At 69.5% G+C, this 21,363-nt stretch carries 18 protein-coding genes and 2 pseudogenes; 8 read left to right on the forward strand and 12 right to left on the reverse strand.

The features are described 5' to 3' along the window. Nucleotides 1–114 precede the first annotated feature (114 nt). The 3 genes from AB0B76_RS43300 to AB0B76_RS43310 form a co-directional block, all read right to left on the reverse strand. On the reverse strand, nt 115–1,614 hold the full coding sequence (locus AB0B76_RS43300) for an SMP-30/gluconolactonase/LRE family protein (protein WP_360386988.1): 1,500 nt from the start codon (nt 1,612–1,614) through the stop codon (nt 115–117). A 180-nt stretch (nt 1,615–1,794) separates the two neighbouring features. Then, nucleotides 1,795–3,531 carry a LuxR C-terminal-related transcriptional regulator gene (locus AB0B76_RS43305; protein ID WP_360386991.1) on the reverse strand — a complete coding sequence of 579 codons (1,737 nt, stop codon included), beginning with the start codon at nt 3,529–3,531 and terminating at the stop codon, nt 1,795–1,797. 30 nt (nt 3,532–3,561) lie between these two features. Continuing rightward, entirely contained in the window at nt 3,562–3,972 is a 411-nt protein-coding gene (locus tag AB0B76_RS43310) for a hypothetical protein (RefSeq protein ID WP_360386994.1), read from the reverse strand. On the opposite strand from AB0B76_RS43310, the pseudogene AB0B76_RS43315 reads away from it, so the two are divergent. From AB0B76_RS43315 to AB0B76_RS43325, 3 genes and pseudogenes are all read left to right on the forward strand, one after another. After that, nucleotides 3,944–4,162, forward strand: a pseudogene (locus AB0B76_RS43315) (Hsp70 family protein); the annotation flags it as partial. The gene AB0B76_RS43310 and the pseudogene AB0B76_RS43315 sit on opposite strands and share 29 nt — an antisense overlap. Before the next feature lie 397 nt (nt 4,163–4,559). Further along, entirely contained in the window at nt 4,560–5,663 is a 1,104-nt protein-coding gene (locus tag AB0B76_RS43320; protein ID WP_360386997.1) for a branched-chain amino acid ABC transporter substrate-binding protein, read from the forward strand. A gap of 147 nt (nt 5,664–5,810) precedes the next feature. After that, a complete protein-coding gene (locus AB0B76_RS43325) occupies nt 5,811–6,563 on the forward strand; it encodes an alpha/beta fold hydrolase (RefSeq protein WP_360387000.1) in 753 nt (250 codons plus the stop codon). Nucleotides 6,564–6,889: 326 nt separating this feature from the next. Here AB0B76_RS43325 and AB0B76_RS43330 read toward each other — a convergent pair whose 3' ends face one another. From AB0B76_RS43330 to AB0B76_RS43365, 8 genes are all read right to left on the reverse strand, one after another. Next, entirely contained in the window at nt 6,890–7,384 is a 495-nt protein-coding gene (locus AB0B76_RS43330) for an integrase core domain-containing protein (RefSeq protein ID WP_360387003.1), read from the reverse strand. Between the two features lie 323 nt (nt 7,385–7,707). Next, nucleotides 7,708–8,781, reverse strand: a complete 1,074-nt coding sequence (locus tag AB0B76_RS43335; RefSeq protein ID WP_360387006.1) for a BadF/BadG/BcrA/BcrD ATPase family protein — start codon at nt 8,779–8,781, stop codon at nt 7,708–7,710. Then, on the reverse strand, nt 8,778–10,049 hold the full coding sequence (locus AB0B76_RS43340) for a 6-phospho-beta-glucosidase (RefSeq protein WP_360387009.1): 1,272 nt from the start codon (nt 10,047–10,049) through the stop codon (nt 8,778–8,780). The genes AB0B76_RS43335 and AB0B76_RS43340 overlap by 4 nt, the downstream gene beginning before the upstream one ends. Before the next feature lie 51 nt (nt 10,050–10,100). Further along, on the reverse strand, nt 10,101–11,117 hold the full coding sequence (locus AB0B76_RS43345; protein ID WP_360387012.1) for an ABC transporter ATP-binding protein: 1,017 nt from the start codon (nt 11,115–11,117) through the stop codon (nt 10,101–10,103). Then, nucleotides 11,114–12,100 carry an ABC transporter ATP-binding protein gene (locus AB0B76_RS43350; RefSeq protein ID WP_360387015.1) on the reverse strand — a complete coding sequence of 329 codons (987 nt, stop codon included), beginning with the start codon at nt 12,098–12,100 and terminating at the stop codon, nt 11,114–11,116. Before AB0B76_RS43350 ends, AB0B76_RS43345 begins: the two co-directional genes overlap by 4 nt. Next, entirely contained in the window at nt 12,078–13,013 is a 936-nt protein-coding gene (locus AB0B76_RS43355) for an ABC transporter permease (RefSeq protein WP_360387018.1), read from the reverse strand. Before AB0B76_RS43355 ends, AB0B76_RS43350 begins: the two co-directional genes overlap by 23 nt. 5 nt (nt 13,014–13,018) lie before the next feature. After that, on the reverse strand, nt 13,019–14,008 hold the full coding sequence (locus tag AB0B76_RS43360; RefSeq protein ID WP_360387021.1) for an ABC transporter permease: 990 nt from the start codon (nt 14,006–14,008) through the stop codon (nt 13,019–13,021). A gap of 60 nt (nt 14,009–14,068) precedes the next feature. Then, nucleotides 14,069–15,763, reverse strand: coding sequence for an ABC transporter substrate-binding protein (locus AB0B76_RS43365; RefSeq protein WP_360387024.1), 1,695 nt, complete (start codon nt 15,761–15,763; stop codon nt 14,069–14,071). Nucleotides 15,764–16,020: 257 nt separating this feature from the next. Here AB0B76_RS43365 and AB0B76_RS43370 point away from each other — a divergent pair, with 257 nt between their 5' ends. The 5 genes and pseudogenes from AB0B76_RS43370 (at nt 16,021) to AB0B76_RS43390 (ending at nt 20,707) form a co-directional block, all read left to right on the forward strand. Next, nucleotides 16,021–16,905 carry a GntR family transcriptional regulator gene (locus AB0B76_RS43370; protein ID WP_360387027.1) on the forward strand — a complete coding sequence of 295 codons (885 nt, stop codon included), beginning with the start codon at nt 16,021–16,023 and terminating at the stop codon, nt 16,903–16,905. A 32-nt stretch (nt 16,906–16,937) separates the two neighbouring features. Next, nucleotides 16,938–18,695 carry a glycosyl hydrolase family 18 protein gene (locus AB0B76_RS43375; protein ID WP_360387030.1) on the forward strand — a complete coding sequence of 586 codons (1,758 nt, stop codon included), beginning with the start codon at nt 16,938–16,940 and terminating at the stop codon, nt 18,693–18,695. A gap of 292 nt (nt 18,696–18,987) precedes the next feature. Then, a pseudogene (locus tag AB0B76_RS43380) lies at nt 18,988–19,098 on the forward strand (IS5/IS1182 family transposase); the annotation flags it as partial. A 116-nt stretch (nt 19,099–19,214) separates the two neighbouring features. Further along, nucleotides 19,215–20,105 (forward strand): ATP-dependent Clp protease proteolytic subunit, encoded by an 891-nt coding sequence (locus tag AB0B76_RS43385; RefSeq protein WP_360387033.1) that lies wholly within the window; start codon nt 19,215–19,217, stop codon nt 20,103–20,105. A 2-nt stretch (nt 20,106–20,107) separates the two neighbouring features. Beyond that, the gene (locus AB0B76_RS43390; RefSeq protein WP_360387036.1) at nt 20,108–20,707 is read left to right on the forward strand and encodes an ATP-dependent Clp protease proteolytic subunit; all 600 of its coding nucleotides are present in this window, start codon (nt 20,108–20,110) and stop codon (nt 20,705–20,707) included. 36 nt (nt 20,708–20,743) lie between these two features. Here the strand turns inward: AB0B76_RS43390 and AB0B76_RS43395 are convergent, their stop codons facing one another. Beyond that, on the reverse strand, nt 20,744–21,115 hold the full coding sequence (locus tag AB0B76_RS43395) for a helix-turn-helix transcriptional regulator (protein ID WP_360387039.1): 372 nt from the start codon (nt 21,113–21,115) through the stop codon (nt 20,744–20,746). Nucleotides 21,116–21,363 lie beyond the last annotated feature (248 nt).

Below are 21,363 nucleotides of genomic sequence, written 5' to 3' on the forward strand. Positions count from 1 at the left end.
TTGGCGAACTCGCACCGGGTCGCCCATCAGCGACGGTCGGCAGTTCGGGTCGTAGGTGATCGTCGCGGTCCGGGAGGCCGTGTTGATCAGGGCGTCGATGCTGAGCGAACACGGCTACGTGCTTGCCGGTGCTGCCACGTCGGTGCGGTCCGGTGTGGTAACGGGTCGATGCCCGCCCTGGTGCAGGATCTTCCAGACCGTGCTGGCGGCGATCTGGTAGCCCAGCCGAGCCAGTTCGCCTTGCACGCGGCGATGGCCCCACGTCGAGTTTTCCGCAGCCAGGCGCAGTACCAGCGCGCGATCCGATCGACTGATGGCCGCCCGGGGCGGGCGTGTGGGTAGGTCCAGTGCCGTGCGATCAATTGCCGGTGCCAACGCAGGAGTGTGGCCGGGGTGACGAAGAACGCCGACCACTGCGGTTGGAGGCCAGGAGATGCCCGACACCGCGGCAGACCTCGCCGCCGCACTGGTCGTCGTTCCTCCCTGCTCAGCCGCCGGCAGGTGGTATCCGCGGTTGTTGAGCACGATGCGGTAGAGCCCCTTGCCGGCCGTGACATACAGGACGTTCGCCTCATGGCCGGTGCCGAACACCGCTCTCGTGGGAAGCAGGTTGCCGGTCGGGATGCGGGCCAACTCGTGCCCCTGCGGGTCGTACACACGGATGCCCGGCCCCTGCGTGTCGCGCACCGCGACGTACACGTTGCCATCGACGTCAGCGGAGAGGCCGTCAGCACCGAAATGCGGAAGGTAGTTGACCAGCGCCCGACGCTCTCCGACGGTGCCGTCGGCGTGCAGCGGGTACGCCCAGAGCGTCATCTGCAGGGGTGGGACACTGGCCTGCTCTTCCGGAGTGAGCCTGTGCGCGTCGAGAATCCCGGTGTTGAAGTCGGTGACGTACAGCGTCCGCTGGTCGGGCGACACGAGCACGCCGTTGGGCTTGGTGACGTTGACAATGATCCGGTGGATTGAGCCGTCGGGGTCGATGCGGTAGACGCCTTCGACGGGCTGGTCAACCGTCTCGGGTCCCTCGTACCGCGGGTCGGTGAAGTAGACACGGCCCCGCTGGTCGATGCTCACGCCGTTGGGGGAGTTCAGCGGGCGTCCTTGGTACTGGCCGGCAAGCATGACGCTCTTCCCGGTGCGCATGTCGGTCCTCGTGACCCGCCTGCCCCCGTAGTCCGCCGACTCGGCCACGACAAGGTTGCCGTCGGTGTCGAAATCCAGGCCGTTGGCCTGGCCGCTGGGAGAGCGGAAGACTGTCGTATGCCTGTCGGCTGCGTTGTATCTGAAGATGACGCCGGTCTCCGGGTGGCTCCGCGCATCACGGCAACGGTCGGTAGGCGTAAGGTCGGTGAAGAACACGTTGCCCTCACGGTCGGCTGCCGCATCGGCGGTGAGGACACAGCCGCCGTCGAAGACCGTGGTCAGGCGAGCGCCAGCGCGAATGATGCGGGGATCACCGGTCGGCGGCGGGAAGTTCTCCTCACCGGCCGCGGTGCGTGTTCCGGTCGTGCTCGCGGTGCCTTCCACCACACCGGGCGCGGTCGACGATGTCACCGGGAAGAACACGACGATCGCGGTGACCCACGCTGGCAGGCCACCCAGGAACCGCATACCTGCCCGAATGCGCACTCTGGGGTCTCCCACACCACCGACGGCGGGCGGCCCGTGACATCACCGCGCGCCGTCCTTCGGCATCAACCAACGCTACCCCGACCGAGGATCATCGAATACCGCCCGGTCATGGGCTGAGGGGTGGCAAGGCAGGCTGTCCTTCGGCTCGGGTCGGGGAGGTCAGCTGCCCTTGACCGGTACCTTGATCTGCATGAACGACCCGGCTTCCGGAGGGCTCACCAGTCGCATCGCTCCGCCCATCGCCTCGACACGGTCCATCAGGTCGGTCAGGTTCGAGCCGTCGGGGTCGGAGTCACCGATGCCGTCGCCGCGTACCGTCACATCCAGGAAGCCCTCGCACGACGCGACGCAGACGTCGACGACACTGGCCTTCGTGTGCTTGGCCACGTACGCCAACGCCTCACAGACGAGGTAGTACACACTGACCTCGACCGAGTGCGGGAGCCTCCCGCCGACCCTCAGATCGAGCTGCACCGGTATCGGTGAGCGGCGAGCCAACGCCTGGATCGCCGGCCGCAGGCCCTTGCCGGCAATGGTCGCCGGATAGACACCCCGGTGAATCTCCCGGAGACTCTCCGTCGCCTCAACCAGCCCCTGAGCGATCTTGGCAAGATCGTCGGCGAGCTCGGCACGCTCGGGCGGAACCGAAGCACGCGCCAGGCCCAGCGACAGACCCAGCCCGGCCAGCCGCTGCTGCACCCCATCCTGCAGGTCACGCTCGATACGGCACTTGACCTCGTCGAGAGCGGCGAACATCTGCGCCTTCGCCGCGGAACGCTCCAGCGTCCGGGCCAACTGCACCCGCGACCGGACCTCGAGTTTGACAAAGACCCGGCGAAGGCACGACTGGACGGTCGACGCCGACAGCCCCAGCCGCTGCGCCACCACACGATTGGTCAACCCCTCAGCCACAAGCTCGGCCACCGCACGCTCCACCGCGGTCAGGCTCACCAGCCCCGACGGCGGCATCGCCTCGCCCACGACCGGGCCAGACGACACCGGCCGCAGCCAGACCAGCACACCGGCCACCCGGTCGCGGTCCCCGACCGGCTTCCACCGAATACCGAGCGAGGAACCGTCGACCAAGCACAGCACCCGGGCAGCCGGCGCCCCGCCAGTGAGCACCGGGGCGATCAGATCCCACAGGCGCTCCCGGTCCGCGCTGTGCAACAACCTCGCCGCCGCCGGATTGGCCAGCGTCGTGGTCGGGCTGAGCAGGATCAGCGGACCCTGCGCTCTGCGCTGGGCCGTCGCGAACTCCTCCCGCAACGCGTGTTCGGTCGCCGAACAGTCCGCACGCAACCGCTGCTCGATATCCCGCGCGGCACGCTTGGCCAGCCCCAGCATCAGCGGATTGCCACGCTCGACAGCGACCGCCAGATCGACCACACCGACGATCGTCCCGTCCGGACCCATGATCGGACAACCCGCACACGCCCAGCCGGTCAGCGCCTCCGCGAAATGCTCAGTGCCGATCACCGTCGAAGGCCGGGCACTCGCGATCGCGGTACCGATCCCGTTCGTGCCGACCAGCGCCTCGCCGTATCCGAAGCCCGGAGCCAGGTCGATCCGGTCGAGCACCCGCACGACAGCCGGCTCGTCCTCCCGGCGCGCGACGACCCGGCCCTGCTCGTCCGATGCCAACACACCGATCCCGGTACCTTCGACATCATGTGCCAACTGGGCCAGCACGGGCTCCGCCGCCCACGTCAAACGCGCCGCCGGATCGAAATCCGGCTGATACGGCGCCGTGAACGTGTCCGGATGTAGCCCCACACGCAAACTTCGCTCCCACGACGAAGCTATCTCCCCGCGCGCCGCCCGAGGGTGCTCATGGCGATGCACCAGACGTTCCAGATCCGCACGCAGATCGTTCGCCGAGGCTCGGGAGACCATGACATGTTCCTTAAAGGCTCTTCCTCGACTTTACGCTTGGGGTTCAGGCAGGCCCGGGCCGCCCGCTCCACTTCGCCCTTGCCGCGTATCGGGCACCCGGCGTTCGGCTGAATGGCGCAATGACTTCAGAACGATAATGCAGACGGCGCTGATCACCGTACCGACCGTGATGGCCAGCACGTAGAGCACTGGCTTGCCGATGAGGCCGATGACCCAGATTCCGCCGTGCGGTGCCCAGGAGGTCGCGCGTCGAGGCACCACGACGTTCTTGTCCGCCTGCCGGCCACGCTGACGGTTGGGGCCGCCGTCCTGCCACAAGACGCGCAGATCGACCTCGACCTCGGGCCATGGCGGGCCGGTCGAGCTGCGAGCCAACCGCCAGCTCTGGCAGGACGTCCGCGACGCGAAGGAGATGCTGTCCCGGTCGGCCACGACGAGCATCCACCTGCCGCTGCTGGAGACCGACGTGCCGCTGGGCCGCGAGCAGCTCGAGGAGCTGGCCCGGCCGGTGCTCGACCGGACGGTCGCGGCCACCCGGACCGCCCTGCGGGTGTCCGGCATCGGCCCGGACAAGCTCGCGAGCGTGTTCCTGGTCGGCGGGTCGAGCCGGATCCCGCTCGCTGCGACGCTGCTGCACCGCGCACTGGGCATCGCACCGACCGCCTTCGAGCAGCCCGAGCTGGCGGTGGCCGGCACGCCCCGGCCGTCGCCGCACCCGCCACCGGCCCCGTCACCGGCCCGGCCACTGCCCCCGTCACCGGTCCGGTCACCGTGGTCCCGCCGGTGCCCGCATCTTCGCCCGTGTCGGCAAGCCCCGCCGCGCCGGTGTCGCCGGGGCCCGTCTCGCCGGTGGCCGCGCCCGTCTCCCGGGAACCGGGCAGTTCGGCGCCGACCGGACCCCGCCGTCGGCCTTCCCGACGGTCCCGCCCGCGGCCCACTACGCCCCGCCCCCGGCGGCCCCGGTAGCAGGGCCGCCACCGCGCTCGGCGGCCCGTGGACGGCGGGCCGCTATCGCGATCGTCGCGGTCGTGGCGGTGCTCGGGGTGGCGGGAACCGTCGCGATCCTGGCGCGGGGCATCGGCAACAGCAAAGCCCCCAGCGTCCCGTGCAGCAACCCGGCGATCGCCTTCATCGGCCCGCTGACCGGCAGCCAATCCGAGCAGGGCACGGCCGCGAAGGAGGCAGTGCGGGTGGCGGTCGAGGAGTACGGCACGGCCCATCCCGGCTGCCGTGTCGAGCTGAAGCCCGTCGACACACAGAGCGCGGCCGGGTCCGCCGCTGTCAACCTCGCCGCCGGCGAGCTCGACGCCCACGTGCTCGGCGTCGTCGGCCCGATCTTCACCGAGGACGTCCTCGCCGCGGGGCCGAAGCTGGAAGAGGCCCAGGTGCCGTTCATCACCCCGAGCGCGAGCCGCACCGAGCTGTCCGGGCACAACTGGCAGATGTTCCACCGCTCGATCGCGACCAACAGGAGCGTGGCCGCCGCCGCCGTCAAGTACCTCGGCGAGCAGCAGCACAAACAGTCGATCTACGTCGTGACCGACCAGGGGGCCGCCGGAAAGGACCTGCGCGCCACCGCCCTCGCCCCGGCCGGGGCGTACCTCGCCGGCAGTTTCGAGTTCCCCACGGGCTACAACTTCGCCACGCTCGCCACTACCATCGCCGGCAGCAAGGCCGAGGCGGTGTTCTTCAGCGGGCAGCTCGCCGACGGGGTCGCGTTCGTCAACTCGGTGCGCAAGGCGGGCTTCGCCGGCCCGATCGTCGCCAACGGAGACCTGTTCGACCGGACCTTCGCCAGCGGCGTGGCCGCCACCAAGGGCGACATCTTCCTGGCATGCACCTGCCTACCCGCGCCCGACGGCAACTTCCGCGACAAGATGCAGCTTTCGCCCGGCACCGGTCCCGAGTGGTACATCGCCAGCTCCTACGACAGCGCGAACTTCCTGCTCGACGCGGTCGGCAAGGGCGCCACCACTCGCCGGCAGGTCGCCGACTACCTCGCCGCGAAGACCTACCACGGCATCCTCGGCGAGTACCGGTTCACCAGCACGGGCGAGCTGTCCGGCGCATCCGTTGCCGTCTTCAGCGTCGGCGCGGGCAGCTTCGCATACAAGATGAACCTCCCAGTCTGACGGAGATCCCGCGGCGGCGCCGGACGGAGCAGGCCCGGTTTTCGGCAGTGGCAAGGTGCCGCCGGCGTCTGGCTTCACCTGGCGACGGGACAACGCGACCGGAGCGACCCCGCTATGCTCCGCGGGAGCGCTCCCAAGGAGGCCTTCATGCGCCGAGTCGCGGTACTTTGCCTGACCCTGATGCTCACCGCCTGCTCGGGTGGCTCCCCCGACCCGGCGCCGCCGTCGGAGGGCCCGAAGGCCGGGTCTCATTGCGCCGACGCCGCGGACCGCGGCAAGCGGGTCGGGTTCGCCACCCCGGCAGGCACCCACCTGGCGGGCGTCGAGCTCGGGACCGGCTCGAAGGGCGTCGTGCTCGCTCACCAGAACGGCTCGAACCTGTGCGAGTGGCTGCCGTTCGGCCAGCGCCTCGCCGCCCTCGGGTACCGGGTGCTCGCGTTCGACTTCGGCGGCGACGGCGACTCCGGCCCGCACCAGGGCGACGACCGCCTGGACGACGACGTGGCGGCCGCGGCCACCCACCTGCGCGCGAGCGGGGTCGCCGACGTGGTGTTGATGGGCGCCTCGAAGGGCGCGGCCGCGTCGCTCGCCGCCGCCGTCACGCTGACCCCCAAGCCGGTGGCGGTCGTGTCGCTGTCGGCGCCGGCGGTGTTCGGCGGCGTCTCGGCCGAGGACGCGGTGCCGCGCCTCGCGTCGCCGGTACTCTTTCTGGCCGCCGAGAACGACCACCCGTTCGCCGACGCCGCGCAGCAGTTCGATGCGGCTGCGCCGAAGGCGGTACCGCATCAGGTCTTCATCGCCATCGGCGCCGAGCACGGGACCGGTCTGCTGGCCGGAGGTCAGGGGACGAAGGTCACCGAGCTGATCGAGGCATTCCTCAAGCAGCACGCGCCGGCGTGACGACCAGACTGCTGCACGGCAGTCTGGCGCGCCCGGCGGCCGGTAGGGCTGATCGCCGCGACGGCGATCGCGGCCGCCACCGGCTCCCACAGACCCCGGTGAGCGCAACCGTGCCTGCGGCGGTGCCCACGCGCCGCCGCAGGTGGGATCCCACGCCCCGGCGAGCGATCCATGGCGACACGACAATACGACGCCGCCCGGACGGGACATGCTGGGACCCAAAGCGCGAGACGGTTGCCGCTGGATGAATTTGGACGCGGCCAGCCGATCACCCACGGAGCACCCTGTGGGCTGTCTTTACTTCGCTTCAGTGTTGGCCTGGACTTCTATGCGGCTCGTTCGTACTCGTTGACGAGGCCGCCGAGGATCGGTCGGCGTTTGATCCGCTCCTGAGTCAGATCGACCGTTGGGCGTTCAGATCGTGGCTGTCGCAGATCCAGGGCGCAATGAGGTCTCCATCCGTTGTAGTGCCGGGCGTAGCCGGCCAAGGTTCGGCGGAGGTGCTGCCCGCTGAAGATCAGCATCCGGTCGGTGACCTCCGTCCTGATGGTGCGTACGAATCGTTCGGCGTGGGCGTTTGCGCGGGGACACCGGGGTGGAATCTTGACGACGGTGGTCCCGGCATCGCGAGGGTGGTGTCGAAGACGGTGGTGAACTGTCCGGCCCGGTCGCGGATGAGGATCGTGAACTGGCTGGCGCGTTCGCCCAGCTCCATGAGCAGGTTGCGGATCTGCTGAACGGTTCACGGTCCGTCCGGGTTGGTGGTGATCCCGAGGATGTGTACGCAGCGGCTGCCGACCTCCATCACCAACACGTACCACCGGCGCAGCGTGACCGCACAGTCGACGTGGAAGAAGTCGCAGCTCAGCGTGGTCGATGCCCTGGGTGTGCAGGAATCGCCGCCAGGTGGTGTGATCGCGGCGGGTCGGTGCTGACGGGATCCCGGCTCGCTGCAGGACCCTGGGGATCGTGGACGCGTCGACCGGGTGGCCCAGCGCCAGGAGTTCGCCTCGGATCCGCTGATATCCCCAGCGAACGGATCCAGAGGTCGAACTGCCGCAGACCTACTTCACCGAGTACCTCCTCGACGTCATCGCAAACGGTGTCGACGGAGACAGTGATGGGCTGCGCCTTGACGTACTCTTCACCGAAGCCCAGGCGGCCCTGGAAAGCGCACGCAAGCCCGTGCCCACCAGCAGTGCACGCCATCGTGCCCCAGGTCGGCGGCGAAGGTGGCGCGCAGGTTCGCCGCGGCGCCCGGCCCGGCGACCTGATCGAGTCCCAGCATCGCCGCGCCGACGATCGGGGGCAGGTCGAGGATGTGGACGCGGGCCTTGGGCAGTTCGCGGGCCAGGCCGGCGTGCAGGGCCGCGGTCAGGATCGGGTCGCGGGCCCGCATCAGCCCTCCGCCCAGGACGACGTCGATAGTCTCGTCGGTCGGTCCGAGGCGTCCGGCGGCGACCGCCGCCATGCCGACCACCTCCTCCGCCATCCTCGTGACCAGGCTGTGCGCGACCGCGTCGCCGGCCGCGGCCGCCGCGAACAACACGTAGGTCAGACCATGGACCCGGGCGGGCGGGATCCGTCCGAAGTGGATGCCGATGGCGGCGTCGTGCACCGTGGCGGTCGTGAAGTGGTCCGCGACCGCCGTTGCCAGGGACGTCTGCGGCCCGCGGCCGTCCTCGGCGCGGCCGGCCCACCACAGCACCTCCTTGGACAGGTCGTCGCCGCCGCCCCAGTCGCCGGTCAGCCGGCCGAGGGCGGGGAACCGGGCCACCCGCCCGTCGGCCGCGACGCCGACGCAGTTGATTCCGGCGCCGCAGGTCACCGCCACGCCACAGCCGTCCGGGGAACCGGCCCGCAGGACGGCGAAGGTGTCGTTGACGACGCGGCTCGTACCGCTCCAGCCGCGTGCCCGTACGGCGGCGCCCAAGCTCTGCTCCTCCTCGGGCAGGTCCGCGCCGGCCAGGCACGCGAGCGTGTGGTGGGCGACGGCGGTACCGGGCCGCCACCGGTCGGCCGGTCCCGCCTGGTCGGCGGCGGCCGCGACCAACCCGTCCAGCACCGCGAAGGCCTGGTCGAGCCCGATCTGCTGGGCGTTCGAGCCGGGCCCGGTGGCGCGGCCGAGCACGGCTCCGTCGAACGCGATCAGAGCGACGTCGGTCTTGCTGTTACCGCCGTCGATGGCGAGCACGGCCGCCTGGGGCGAGGCGTTCACGAGGCCGCCCTGGCCCACGGCAGGTGGTCCGTGTTGTTCGCCAACAGCCGGGTGGTCAGGGCGTCGGCGATGTCGGTCTGCCCGACGAGTGGATGGGCGAGCAGAGCGTCGAACACCCGCTCGCGGCCGCCGTGCAGCGCCGCGTCCACCGCCAGTTCCTCGTACGCGGCGACGTGCGCGATGAGGCCCTGGTACAGGTGGTGGACCGGTTCGACCGGCTCCGCGTGCGCGCCGTCGGCGCCGACCCGGGCCGGTACCTCGATCACCGCTTCGTCCGGCAGGAACGGCAGTGTCCCGCGGTTGCGCACGTTGACGACCTGGATTTCGCGGGTGTCGTTGACGAGGGAGGCGACGAGACGCAGCGCGGCGTCCGAGTAGTGGGCGCCGCCGCGCTGTTCGAGCAGGGCGGGGACGTACCGCCACTGCGGGTCCGCGTAGCGGCTCAGCAGTTCCCGTTCGAGATCCGTCACCTTCTCGGCGCGGGTCTGCGGGTCGGTGCGCTGCGTCTTCAGCACGGCGTCGTGGCGGTAGAAGTAGCGCAGGTAGTACGACGGCACCACGCCGAGCCGGCGCATCAGGTCGAGCGGGATCCCGGCGTCGGTGGCGAGTTCCTCGCCGTGGTCGGCGAGGATTTTCGGCAGCACGTCGATGCCGTCCAGGCGGACCGCGCGCTCCCAGGTCAGGTGATTGAGTCCGATATGGTCCAGGGAGACCCGGTCGGGGTCCACCCCGAGGGTCTTCGCGAAACGACGCTGGAAACCGATGGCGACGTTGCACAGGCCGACCGCACGGTGCCCCTCGTCGAGCAGCGCCCGGGTCACGATGCCCACCGGGTTGGTGAAGTCGACGATCCACGCGGAGTCCAGCGCGCGTTCCCGGACCCGCCGCGCGATGTCGAGCACGACCGGGACGGTGCGCAGCGCCTTCGCCAGGCCACCCGCACCGGTGGTCTCCTGGCCGATGCAGCCGCACTCCTGCGGCCAGCTCTCGTCGCCGCGCCGGGCGGCCTGCCCGCCGACGCGCAACTGCAACAGCACCGCCGTCGCGCCGTCAACCGCGGCGTCGACGTCCGACGTCCAGCTCACCTCGGTGGTGTGGCCGCGCTCGGCCATGATCCGGGCCGACACCCCGCCGACCGCGGCGAGCCGATCCGTATCCGGGTCCACGAGCACGATCTGCTCGACCGGCAGGTCGTCGCGCATCCGCGCGACCCCGTCGATCAGCTCCGGCGTGTAGGTCGAGCCACCGCCGATCACCGCGATTTTCATGGGGTTCCTGTTCCTGAGGGGACGATGGGTGCTGAGGTGCGGACCCGTGCGTCAGACCGCGACCACGGTCGGCTGCACGAGGTGGCAGGCGACGGACCGGTCGGGTCCGAGGACACGGGTCAGTGGGGTCTCCCGGTGACACAGCTCGACGGCCGACGCACAGCGTCGACGGAACCGGCAGCCCGCTGCCGGGTCGACGACGCTCGGCGGTTCGGCGAGGTCGCCGGCCGCCGCGAGGTCCAACGGCGCTCGGGGGTCGGGCACCGCGGACAGCAGCAGCCGGGTGTAAGGGTGCCGCGGGTCGGCCAGCACGGTCTCGGTCGGGCCGGACTCGACGATGTGCCCGGCGTACATGATGACGATCCGGTCGGCGACGTAGCGCGCGCCGGCGATGTCGTGCGTGATGTAGAGGAACGACACGCCTTCGTCCGCGCGCAGCCGGGCCATCAGGTTGAGCAGTTCGATCCGGATCGAGACGTCCAACATGGACACCGGCTCGTCGGCCAGGATGAGCGTGGGCCGGTGGGCCAGCGCCTGTGCGAATCCGATCCGCTGCCGCTGGCCCCCGCTCAGTTCGTGCGGGTAGCGGCTCAGGATCTCCGGGGCGGGGACGAGGCCGACGGCCTCCACGACCCGCTCGGCCTCGCCCCGCCGCGCCGCCGCGTTCTTGAGGTCGGGGCGGTGCAGGCCGATGCCGCGCATGATCCCGTGCGAGACGCGGTAGGCGGGGTTGAGCGAGCTGAACGGGTCCTGGAACACCATCGGCACGTCGCCGCGGTAGGCCTGCCGGTCGCGCCACGAACGCGGTCGGGACAACGGTTCGCCCTGGTAGTAGATCTCACCCCCGGTCGGCTTGTACACGCCGGCGAGCAGACGCGCGACCGTGCTCTTGCCGCTTCCGCTCTCACCGGCCAGCGCGACGATCTCCCCGCGAGAGATGGACAGGTCCGCGTCGTCGACGGCGTGCAACGCCTTGCGGGCGAAGCCACGGCCGATCGGGAAGTGCTTGGTGAGTCCGCGGGTCTCCAACAGCGGTACGCCACCCGCTGTCGGCGTCTCGATGGTCACGCCAGCTCCTTCCCCGCGGTGGCGGGTTCGTGCCGAAGACACCGTGCGTGCGCGCCGGCGATCGGGTACAGCTCGGGTTCCTGGTCGGCGCACCGCGCCATGACCTCGGGGCAGCGCGGGGCGAAGCGGCAGCCGTGCCCGGGTTCGGCCAGATCCGGCGGCGAGCCGGGGATGCCGAGGAGTTCGACGCGCGGCCCGTGGATCGACGGGAAGGCGTTGAGCAGGCCCCGGCTGTACGGGTGGGCGGGGCGGTCGAAGGCGGACCGGGTGTCGCCGACCTCGACGATCTGGCCCGCGTACATCACCATCAGCCGGTCGGAGAAGTGGCTGACCAGCGACATGTCGTGGGTGACGAACAGGACCGCGAAGCCGAGTTGCCGTTGCAGTTCCTTGATCTGCGCCATCAGCGATCGCTGGGCGACCACGTCCAGGGCGGAGGTCGGCTCGTCCATGATGATCAGGTCGGGAGTGAACAGCAGGGCCATCGCGATCATCGCGCGCTGCCGCATCCCGCCGGAGAGTTGGTGCGGGTAGCTGCCCAGGTGCACCGGGTCGATGCCGACCAGGCGCATCACCTCGGCGCAGCGCGTCTCGTTCTCGGTCTTCGAGCGGCGTCCGTGGGCGATGAGCGCATCGGAGAACTGCGCGCGGATGGTGGTGATCGGGTTCAGTGCGTTCATGGCGCTCTGCATGACCACCGCAAAGTCACGCCAACGCAGGACGTTGAGTCGTCGTTCGGCCATGGTGAGCAGGTTCTCGCCGTGGAACAGCACGGATCCGCCGGTGATCCCGGCCGGGTGGCTCAGCAGTCGGGCGACGGCGAACAGCATGGTCGACTTCCCGCAGCCGGATTCGCCGACGACACCGAGGAACTCGCCACGGTGCACGTCGAAGGTGAGCCGGTCCGCGGCGCGTGCGGCTCCCCGCGAGGTCTGGTAGTCGACCGTGAGGTCGCGGACCTCAAGGATGGGCGCGCTTGACACGAAGCCTCCTAACTGGACGAGGCGCGGGATTGGACAGCTCGTCGAAGGCGTAGTTGACCAGGGCGAGGGCCGCACCGAGCAGCGCGACGCACAGCCCGGGGGCGATCGACCACCACGGCAGGCCGCTGACCAGAGCGCCCTGGTTCTGCGACCAGTACAACATCGATCCCCAGCTGTCCGAAGAGGTGTTGCCCAGACCGAGGAACTGCAGGCCTGCGGCGGCGAGTACGGCGTACAGGGCGGCGCCGAGGAAGTTCGCGAGGATCAGCGAACTCATCGTCGGCAGCACCTCCGCCACGATGATGTAGGAGCGCCGCTCGCCGCGTACGCGTGCGGATTCGAGGAAGTCCCGATTGCGCAGGGAAAGGGTCTGTGCGCGCAACTGGCGGGCCCCGTAGGCCCAGCCGGTCAGCACCAGCACGCCGACCAGAACCCAGAAGCTGCCGGACCCGACGTAGGCAGCGAGCACGACGACCAACGGGAACGTCGGGATGACCAGGAAGATGTCGGTGATCAGGGACAGCACGTCGTCGGCGATCCCGCCGAGGTAGGCGGCGGAGACGCCGACCGCCACGGACAGCACGGTGGCGATCAGTCCGGCGGTCATCGCGATCAGCAGCGATTGGCGCGTGCCGTACACCAGCTGGGCGAAGATGTCCTGGCCCAGGCCTGTGGTGCCGAGCCAGTGCTGCGCACCCGGATGCAGCCGCGGCACGAAGGCGATCGCGTCGGGGTCGTCGATGCCGCCTTCGAGGGCCGTGACCGCGTGCGGGATGACCGCCGTGACGGTGAAGACGAACAGGATGACCACGCCGGCCAGCGCCTTGGGGTTGGTGCGGACCGCGGTCACCAGGCCGCCGCCGCGCCGCCGGCCGGGCGCGCGCCGCAGCGGCGGCTGGGGGTTCTCACTCATCGGACCTAGCCTTTCGCCCGTGCGCGCGGATCGAGCCAGAACGTCGCGAAGTCGCAGATCAGCACGGCGACCAGGACCGCCACGGTGTAGAGCATGAAGAGCGCGCCCATCAACGGGTAGTCCGCACTCACCGTGCTGTTGTAGAAGAGGTAGCCGAGGCCCTGATAGCTGAACACGTACTCGACCAGAATCGCCCCGGTCAGCACGTAGCCGAGCGACATCGCCAGGCCCGAGAGGTTGGGCAGGAAGGCGTTGCGGGCCGCGTAGCCGAGCATGACCCGCCGGTTGGACAGACCCTTGGCCCGCGCCATCCGCACGTAGTCCTCCGCGAGCGTGGTGATCATGTTGTTGCGCATGGTCAGGATCCAGCCGCCGATCGCGGTGATCACGATGGTGGCGGCCGGCAGCACGGCGTGCCGCAGGACGCTCACGCCGAAGTCCACGTTCGGGCCGGGGACGCTGCCCTCGCCGTAGTCGAAGTCGTTGGGCAGGAAGCCGTTCATCGAGACGTTGAAGACGAGGATCAGCATCAGCGCGACCCAGAAGTACGGCAGCGCGGAGGTGACCACGAAGACCGGCGGCAGCACCGCATCGAGCTTGCTGCCGCGCTTCCAGCCCGCGACGATGCCGATGAGCGTGCCGACCCCGAACGCCAGCACCGTCGCGACCCCGACCAGGCCCAGCGTCCACGGCAGGGCCTGGGCGATCAGGGTGGTCACCGGCTTGCCGAGCGACGAGCCGATGGACACCCCCCAGTTGCCGGTGACCATGTTGTGCAGATATTCGGTGTACTGCTCGGACAGGCTCTGGCCCGACTTGTACCCGAACGAGGCCAGCAGCCGGTCGGTCGCCTCCGGGGACAAGCGGCCCTTGGTGCGTTCGCGCAGCGCGGCGGCTGGGCTGCCCGGCATCAGCCGCGGAAGCAGGAAATTGATGGTCAGGGCCGCCCAGAGGGTGAGCGCGAAGAAACCCAGGCGGCGCAACAGGTATCTCACGGGTACCGGCTCCTCGTGCTCGCCCTCATGGACGGACTCCTTGCCTGCTGGGGTCGCGGTTCAGTGCTGGGCCGACTTGGAGTACAGGTGGAGCAGAACCTGCTCGATGTCCGGGACGTTGAAGGGCGCGGCCTGCGCGTAGGGATTGTCCGCGGTCGGCCAGCCGCCGAGATCCTGGGTGTTGTACTCGTACCAGTTCACCGATTCGGTGGTGGGGATGACCGGCACGTCGGCGAGCATCGCCGCCTCGATCTTCTTGATGATGGCCACCCGCTGCGTCTCGTCCGCGGCGGGGTACTGGTCGAGGAGGGCGTCGACCGAGGGGTTGTCGTAGCGTTCGAAGTTCGACGCGGCATCCGATCCCAGCGGCGCGGAGTTCTTCGAGTGGAGCATCTCGCGCAGTTCGGTGTACGGCGTCGGCCCGCCGTTCTGCCCCGAGTACGCCAGGTCGAAGTCGCCCTTGTACAGCCGGTCGTTGTAGGTCTGCCCGGCGAGGTCGGACACCGTCAGGTTGATCCCGATCGGCTTGAGCTGCTGCTTGATCACCGCGAGCGAGGCGTCCCAGTCGGTGTAGCCGGTGACCGTGATGACGGCGAGGTTCAGCGGGTGCGCGGGCGAGTAGCCCGCCGAGGCCATCAGCGACGTGGCCTTCGCGACGTCGGGCTTCGTGTATCCGGAGGCGGTCGCTGCGGCGTCGTCGTAGTAGCTCTGGAACGTGGGCAGCACGATGCCGGTCTGGTTGGCGGCGGGCTGGTAGCCGCTCTCGCCGATCTGGGAGACCTGGTTGCGGTCCAGCGCCAGCGCGATCGCCCGACGCACCGTGGGATTGCTCGTCGCGGTGTGCGAGGGGGCCAGGTTGGGGTACAGCGCGACGTTCGTGATCGGGGCGAACCAGTAATGGTTGTTCGGGCTGCGCCGGGTGTAGAAGTTGTCGATGTCGGGGATGTACTGGCCGCCCCACTGCGCCTTTCCGCTGGCGAGATCCAGGTTGGCCGGGTTGTTGTCGAGGTACGCGGGATAGTGGACGGTCTGGATGTAGGGCTTGCCGGGCTGCCAGTACGTGGGGTTCGCGGTGTACGTGATCTCATTGGGCGAGCACGGGTTGACGGCGAACGGGCCGGTGCCGACGGGGGCGGTGTCGTCCCAGGTGGCGGGGTCGGCCGCGGCGGCGCCGGTGGACCAGATGTGTTGCGGTACGACGGTGACCCGGCCGGCGAAGCTGTAGAAGTACGGCTCCGCGGGCGCGTTGAAGGTCAGCGTGGCCTGGTTGCCGTCGGAGGTCGCGCTGAGCAGTCCAGCGCCGGTCCACAGCGAGTACAGGTCGGTTGCCGGGGCCTTCTTCATCAGGTTGAAGGTGAACGCGACGTCCGCCGCGCTGAAGGGCTGGCCGTCGCTCCACTTCACCCCGTCGCGTACGGTGAAGGTGATCGATTTCTTGTCGCCGGACCATTTGTAGGACTGCGCCAGCATCGGAGTCTCGGCGGCGTTCTTGATCGCGTTGACGTAGACCAGGGGCTCGTACACGATGCCGTTCGCCAGGCCGTTGACCGCGGGGTTGAACGGGTTGAACTGGCAGGTCCAGGTCTGACCGGACTCGTTGGCGATGGTGACCGATCCGCCCTTCTTGTGCGTCGTCGCGAAGTCGTCGACAGACCCGGAACCGCCCGAGGCCGGTCCGGTGGCACTGCCGCCGCTGCACGCGGCGGTCAGTGTGGTCGCCGCTACGATCGCGGCCAGCTTCGTTAACGTCGTCATGGTTGTCCTCGCTGTCGCCGACCTTGGGGGCCGCCCGGCCGTGAAACGGCACGTCGCGGCCCGGGTGGTGGGGGATGCGTAGCCCGTGCCCGCCGCCGCTCGACGGTTCGCGCCGCGACGGCGGGTGCGCCTATGTTTGTACCAGTGGTCAGAAAAGTGACCGACCATCGCTGCTAGACTTACCAATTATTGACCACTGGTGCGCTGGTGCCACAACGTACGGTACGGTCCAGGGTTCGTCAAGGACGGGTGGAGATGTGAGCGACCAAGAGCCGGAGTACACGGTGTCGTCGACCAAACGCGACCGGGTGCGCGCCCATTTGCTCGATCTCATCGAAGAGGTCGCGCCCGGCTTGTCCATCCCGTCCGAACGCCAGTTGTGCGAGCAACTGGGTGTGTCCCGACCGACGCTGCGCGCCGTCGTCGACGAACTCGTCCGCGACGGCGCACTGGTCCGCCAGCACGGCAAGGGGGTGTTCGTCGCCCGGGCGAAGATCGCCCAGAGCCTCGCGCACCTGGCCGGGGCCGGCAGCCACATCCTGGCCTCGGTCGACGGCGTGTGGGCGAGCCGCACCCTGGCCTTCGAGGTCGTGCCGGCCGGCGCCCGGGTGGCCCGGCGGCTGCACCTGGCTCCGCACGACGAGATCGTGCGGGTGCACCGGATCCGCCTGGTCGACGGCGAACCGGTGTGCATGGAGACGGTGCACCTGCCGCGGCGTTTCGTCGCCGACCTGGCCGCCGAGGACCTCGACGGTGTCTCCCTGTACGCCCTGCTGCGGCGGCGGTTCGGGCTGCGCCTGGCGCGGGCGGTCCAGGTCATCGAGCCGACCGTCGCCGACGAGCAGGAGGCGGCGCTGCTGGAGGTTCCCGCGTACTCGCCGGCGCTGCTCTTCGAACGCACCACCCACGATGCCCGTGGCCATGCGGTCGAGTTCACCCGCTCGATCTACCGCGGCGACCGCTATCGGATCGTGTCGACCCTCGAACTCGACGCCGACGCACGCCCGGGCCAGCAGAGCGTGCTGGCCGGACAGTGGTCGTCGCGCTCGTCGGGGCGGGCGACCGGCCTCGACGGTGTGTTGAACCGCGACCCGGGCTGGAGCGTCGAGGACGGGGAACCCGTGCACATTGACAACCCTTGACGACTGGTATTTACCAGTACATGATGCCGGACATGACTGATACGTCCAGACCGCTCCGCGTTGGTGTGATCGCCACCGCGTTGCTCTCGCTGGCCACACTCGGGGTGGTCGTGGCCATGACCTCGGCAGCGGGTCCCGCCTCGGCGGCGTCCGCGCTCGCCGTGACCGGCTACGCCGAATCCGGCGGTGCCACCACCGCGGCCGAGATCGACGCCAGCGCGGCCGCGATGACAACCGTCGGCGTCGACGGCATCAACATCAACTCCGCCGGGAACAGCGCGCCGGCGCCCGACTCGACGACCATCACCCTGATGAACAAGGCGCACGCGGACAACCTCCGTGCGGAGTTCCTGGTCGGCAACTACTCCGCCTCCCTCGGCGACTTCGACCCGACCGCACTCGACAAACTGCTGAGCTCCAGCAGCAACATCAGCAAACTGGTCACCTCGCTGGTGAGTGACGTGAACTCGCAGGGCTGGGACGGCGTCACCGTCGACTTCGAGTTGATCCCGAGCAACGACAAACAGGGCCTGGTCAATTTCGTCAAGGCATTGAAGGCTGCGCTGCCGGCCGGGAAGACCGTCTCGGTCGACGTCACCGCGTTCACCAACGCCGCCGACTACCCGGCGAACGGATACGACCTGGCCGCGCTGGGCAATGCGGCCGACCGGATCGTGCTGATGGCCTACGACGAGCACGGCCCGACGTGGAACGGTGTCGGCCCGATCGGCGGGCTGCCCTGGCAGGAATCGTGCCTGAAGCTGCTGCTCGCGAACGTCCCGGCGGCCAAGGTGGACCTCGGCGTGGCCGGCTACGGCTACACCTGGCCGACCAGCGGAACCGGCGTCCAGGTCACCGACGCGCAGGCCCGGCAGATGGTGCAGCGCGACGGGTCGACCGCGACCTGGGACAGCACCCAGGGCGAATGGACGGTGACGTTGAAGAACGGCACGGTCATGTGGTGGTCGGACGCGAAATCGTGGCCCCTGCGGGTGACACTCGCGCAGAAGTACAGCCTGCACGGTATGGCGCTCTGGGCGCTGGACATCTCCGACCCGATCCCGGTCACCTCGCAGACCAACGACTTCTCGATCGCTGCGAGTCCGAGTGCGGCCACGGTCACGGCCGGCAGCTCGGCGACCTCGACGATCTCGGCCGCGGTGACGTCGGGCAGCGCGCAAACGGTGGCGTTGACGTCGTCCGGCGCGCCCGCCGGCGTGACGGTGTCGTTCGCACCCACCTCGATAGGCACGGGCTCGTCGTCGACGATGACGATCGCGACGTCGTCGTCGGTTGCGTCCGGCACGTACCCGATCACCGTGACCGGGACGGCCGCGTCCGGTCAGCACACCACGACGTACACGCTGACGGTCGGCGGAACCGGTGGTACATCGACGGCCTATGAGGCAGAGGCGTCGTCGAGCACGCTGGCCGGCGGTGCTGCGATCGTCACCTGCTCGGCCTGCTCGGGCGGTGCCCGCGTCGGCTACCTCGGCGGCACCGGCACGTTGAAAATGCAGAACATCACCGTGGCCGCCGCCGGCACCTACACGGTCACGGTCGCCTACACCAACGGCACCACCAGCAGCCTGAAGATCATGTTGAGCGTCAACGGCGGCACCGCGGTCACCCTCACCGGCGCGCCGACCGCGAACTGGAACACCCCGGCCACCGCCACGGTCACCCTCACCCTCGCCGCCGGCAGCAACAGCATCCTGTTCAGCAACGCCCGCGCGACCGGCGACGTACCGGACATCGACAAGATCACGGTCCCGGCCAACTACAAGTAACGGGTCACCTCCGCGCCCGGCTGGCACGTAGCAGGTCCGCGTACCAGGGCGTGCCTGATGCGCCGCCAGCCGGGCTCTGGGCATCAACACCGGTCAGGTCTGACCACAAGCGACAGTGGTCCGGGAGTCACCGATGTCGACGCTGACAAGACCTGCTGCTACGACCGCCCAACCCACCACCGCAGGTCGTCGACCTCAACGCCGCTCGAGTCCGACGACGCCCGATCCTAGGCGGATTGATCAACGAATACTCGCAGGCAGCGCAGCCAAACCGGATTTACGAGCCCACACGCGGCGTGCGCAGGTTCGTCGACGCGGCATCGCCGTACGGATCGCCCGCAAGAAGGTCAAGTCCTCACAACGCCTGGGCCGCCACCGCTGGGTCATCGAGCACACGATGTCGTGCCAGCCAGGGCAGGATCCGGCAGAACACGAGGAACGCCAGCCGTACCGACACCGTTCTTGTCCGGGTCGGCGATCGGCGGAGGCGATGGACGCGCTAACAGACTCCTGCGGCTCGTGCGGCTGCCGGAGCGCCGAATGACGTCCGGATCCGAGTTGATCGCGGTCATGGGCGTGATGTCGTCATCGCGCCAACGACGCAGCACGAGTCGTGGAGTTTCGCGACTCGTCATCGGCCTATCCTTCATGATCCGCGCCGTCGCCTGTCGGCTCGCAATGCGGGGTACGGTTACGCTGTCTGCGAATATTCGCTGCTGTGGGCGGATCTGCCGAGGGCGGATGATGTTGTCGCCGCGGCCGGCCACCGGCCAGTGTCGTGTCATGACCGAGGAATCAAAGGTTCCGCTGTTCGATGTACGCACCCGCCGCGAGCTGTATCAGCAGCGCGTCGTGGTGCTGGACGGGCCGCTCGACGACGACAACGGCACCCTGCTCGCGACCCAGTTGATCGCGTTGGCGGCGGAGGACGCCTCCACCGACATCGCATTCTGGATCCACTCGCCCGGCGGGTCGGTACCGTCGATGCTCGCGATCCGTGACGTGATGAAGCTCGTCCCCTGCGACGTGTCGACCCTCGCGCTGGGCATCGCCTGCAGCGCCGGCCAGTTCCTGCTGTCGGCCGGAACTAGCGGCAAGCGCCGGGCCATGCCCCACGCCCGTGTCCTGATGCACCAGGGCTCGGCGGGCATCGCGGGCACGGCTGTCGACATCGAGCTGCAGGCCGGCGACCTGCGCCACACCCGGGACACGGTGCTGGGCCTGATCGCCGAGGACACCGGGCAACCCGTGGAACGGGTCTTCGAGGACTCCCTGCGCGACCGCTGGTACACCGCCGCGGAAGCGATGGAGTACGGATTCATCGACAACATCGTCGGCAGTTTCGACGAGATCGCCCCACGGTCGCGTCGGTACTTCGGACTCGGCGTCCAGCCGGAAGGAGCGGCGTGAGCATGAGCACGTACACGATCCCGAACATCATCACCCAGCATCCCCGCGGCGAGCGCATCATGGACGTCTACTCGCACCTGCTCAGCGAGCGGATCGTGTATCTGGGCACGCCCATCGATGCCGGCGTGGCGAACGCGCTCGTCGCCCAGTTGCTGTTCCTGGAGGCGGACAATCCCGAGCGGGAGGTACGGCTGTACATCAACTGCGAGGGTGGCGACCCGAGCGCGATGCTCGGCATCTACGACACGTTGCGCTATATCCGCCCTCCGATCGCTACGACCTGCATCGGCCAGGCGATCGGCGTCGGCGCCGTCCTGCTCGCGGCGGGCTCGCCCGGCATGCGATCGGCACTACCGCACGCCCGCGTCGTGCTCCACCAGCCGGCCGCGCAGGGTCGCGGTCCGATCCCGGACCTCATCCTGCAGGCCGACGAGGTCGTACGGGTCCGGACGGACATCGAACGGATCCTGTCCCGACACACCGGTCAGGAGGTCGCCGCACTCCGCGCTGACACCGACCGCGACCGCGTCTTCACCGCCCGGGCGGCGCAGGAGTACGGACTCATCGACCAGGTGATCGAGGATCGCGCACGCACCGAGTAGGCCGGGCGGCCGGCGGGGTTCGCACCCGCCGGCTCCTCAGGCGGCCAGCGCGTACGCCGCCCGGCACCGCGGGCCGGACGCCGCCATGCACCGGATGGTGCGCAGCCGCTCGGCCACTCCGCTCGTCAGGTCGATCAGCGTCGTGTCCAACGCACCGGCGACTGCGGCGATCATTTCGCTCGATGGTTCCTTGACGCCGCGCTCCATCTCCGAGAGGTACTGCGGGGACACGCCGGCGCGGGTGGCCGTGTCGATCAGCGTCTGCCCTCGCTCGTGACGCAGCCACCGCAGCTGTTCTCCGAGAACATGACGCCACAACGGCTCCCGGGCGCGCTGGCCGGAACGAGGGAAATGCGTCGATGGTGCCTCATCAGGGCCGGCACGATCGGGCGAAGTTGCGGCAGGCATGCCTCATACTATGGTGACGAAGACGCCCGCCCCGGCTCTGTTCGCGCGCAGCGAAGGGCGGGTCGACCGACCCGGTGGGTCCACCGGCCGCGCTGCTCGGGAACGACGAGCACGGCGCTGCCGGTCGGCACACATCCAACCCGGGCGGCGCGGCCGCGTCACCTCAGCGGCCAGATCGTCCGGCGCGGCCAGGCGGTTTCGTCGCAGCAGATCCGCTATGGCACCGCGCCATTGCTCCCCGGTCCCCG

Source organism: Dactylosporangium sp. NPDC049140, assembly GCF_040648435.1.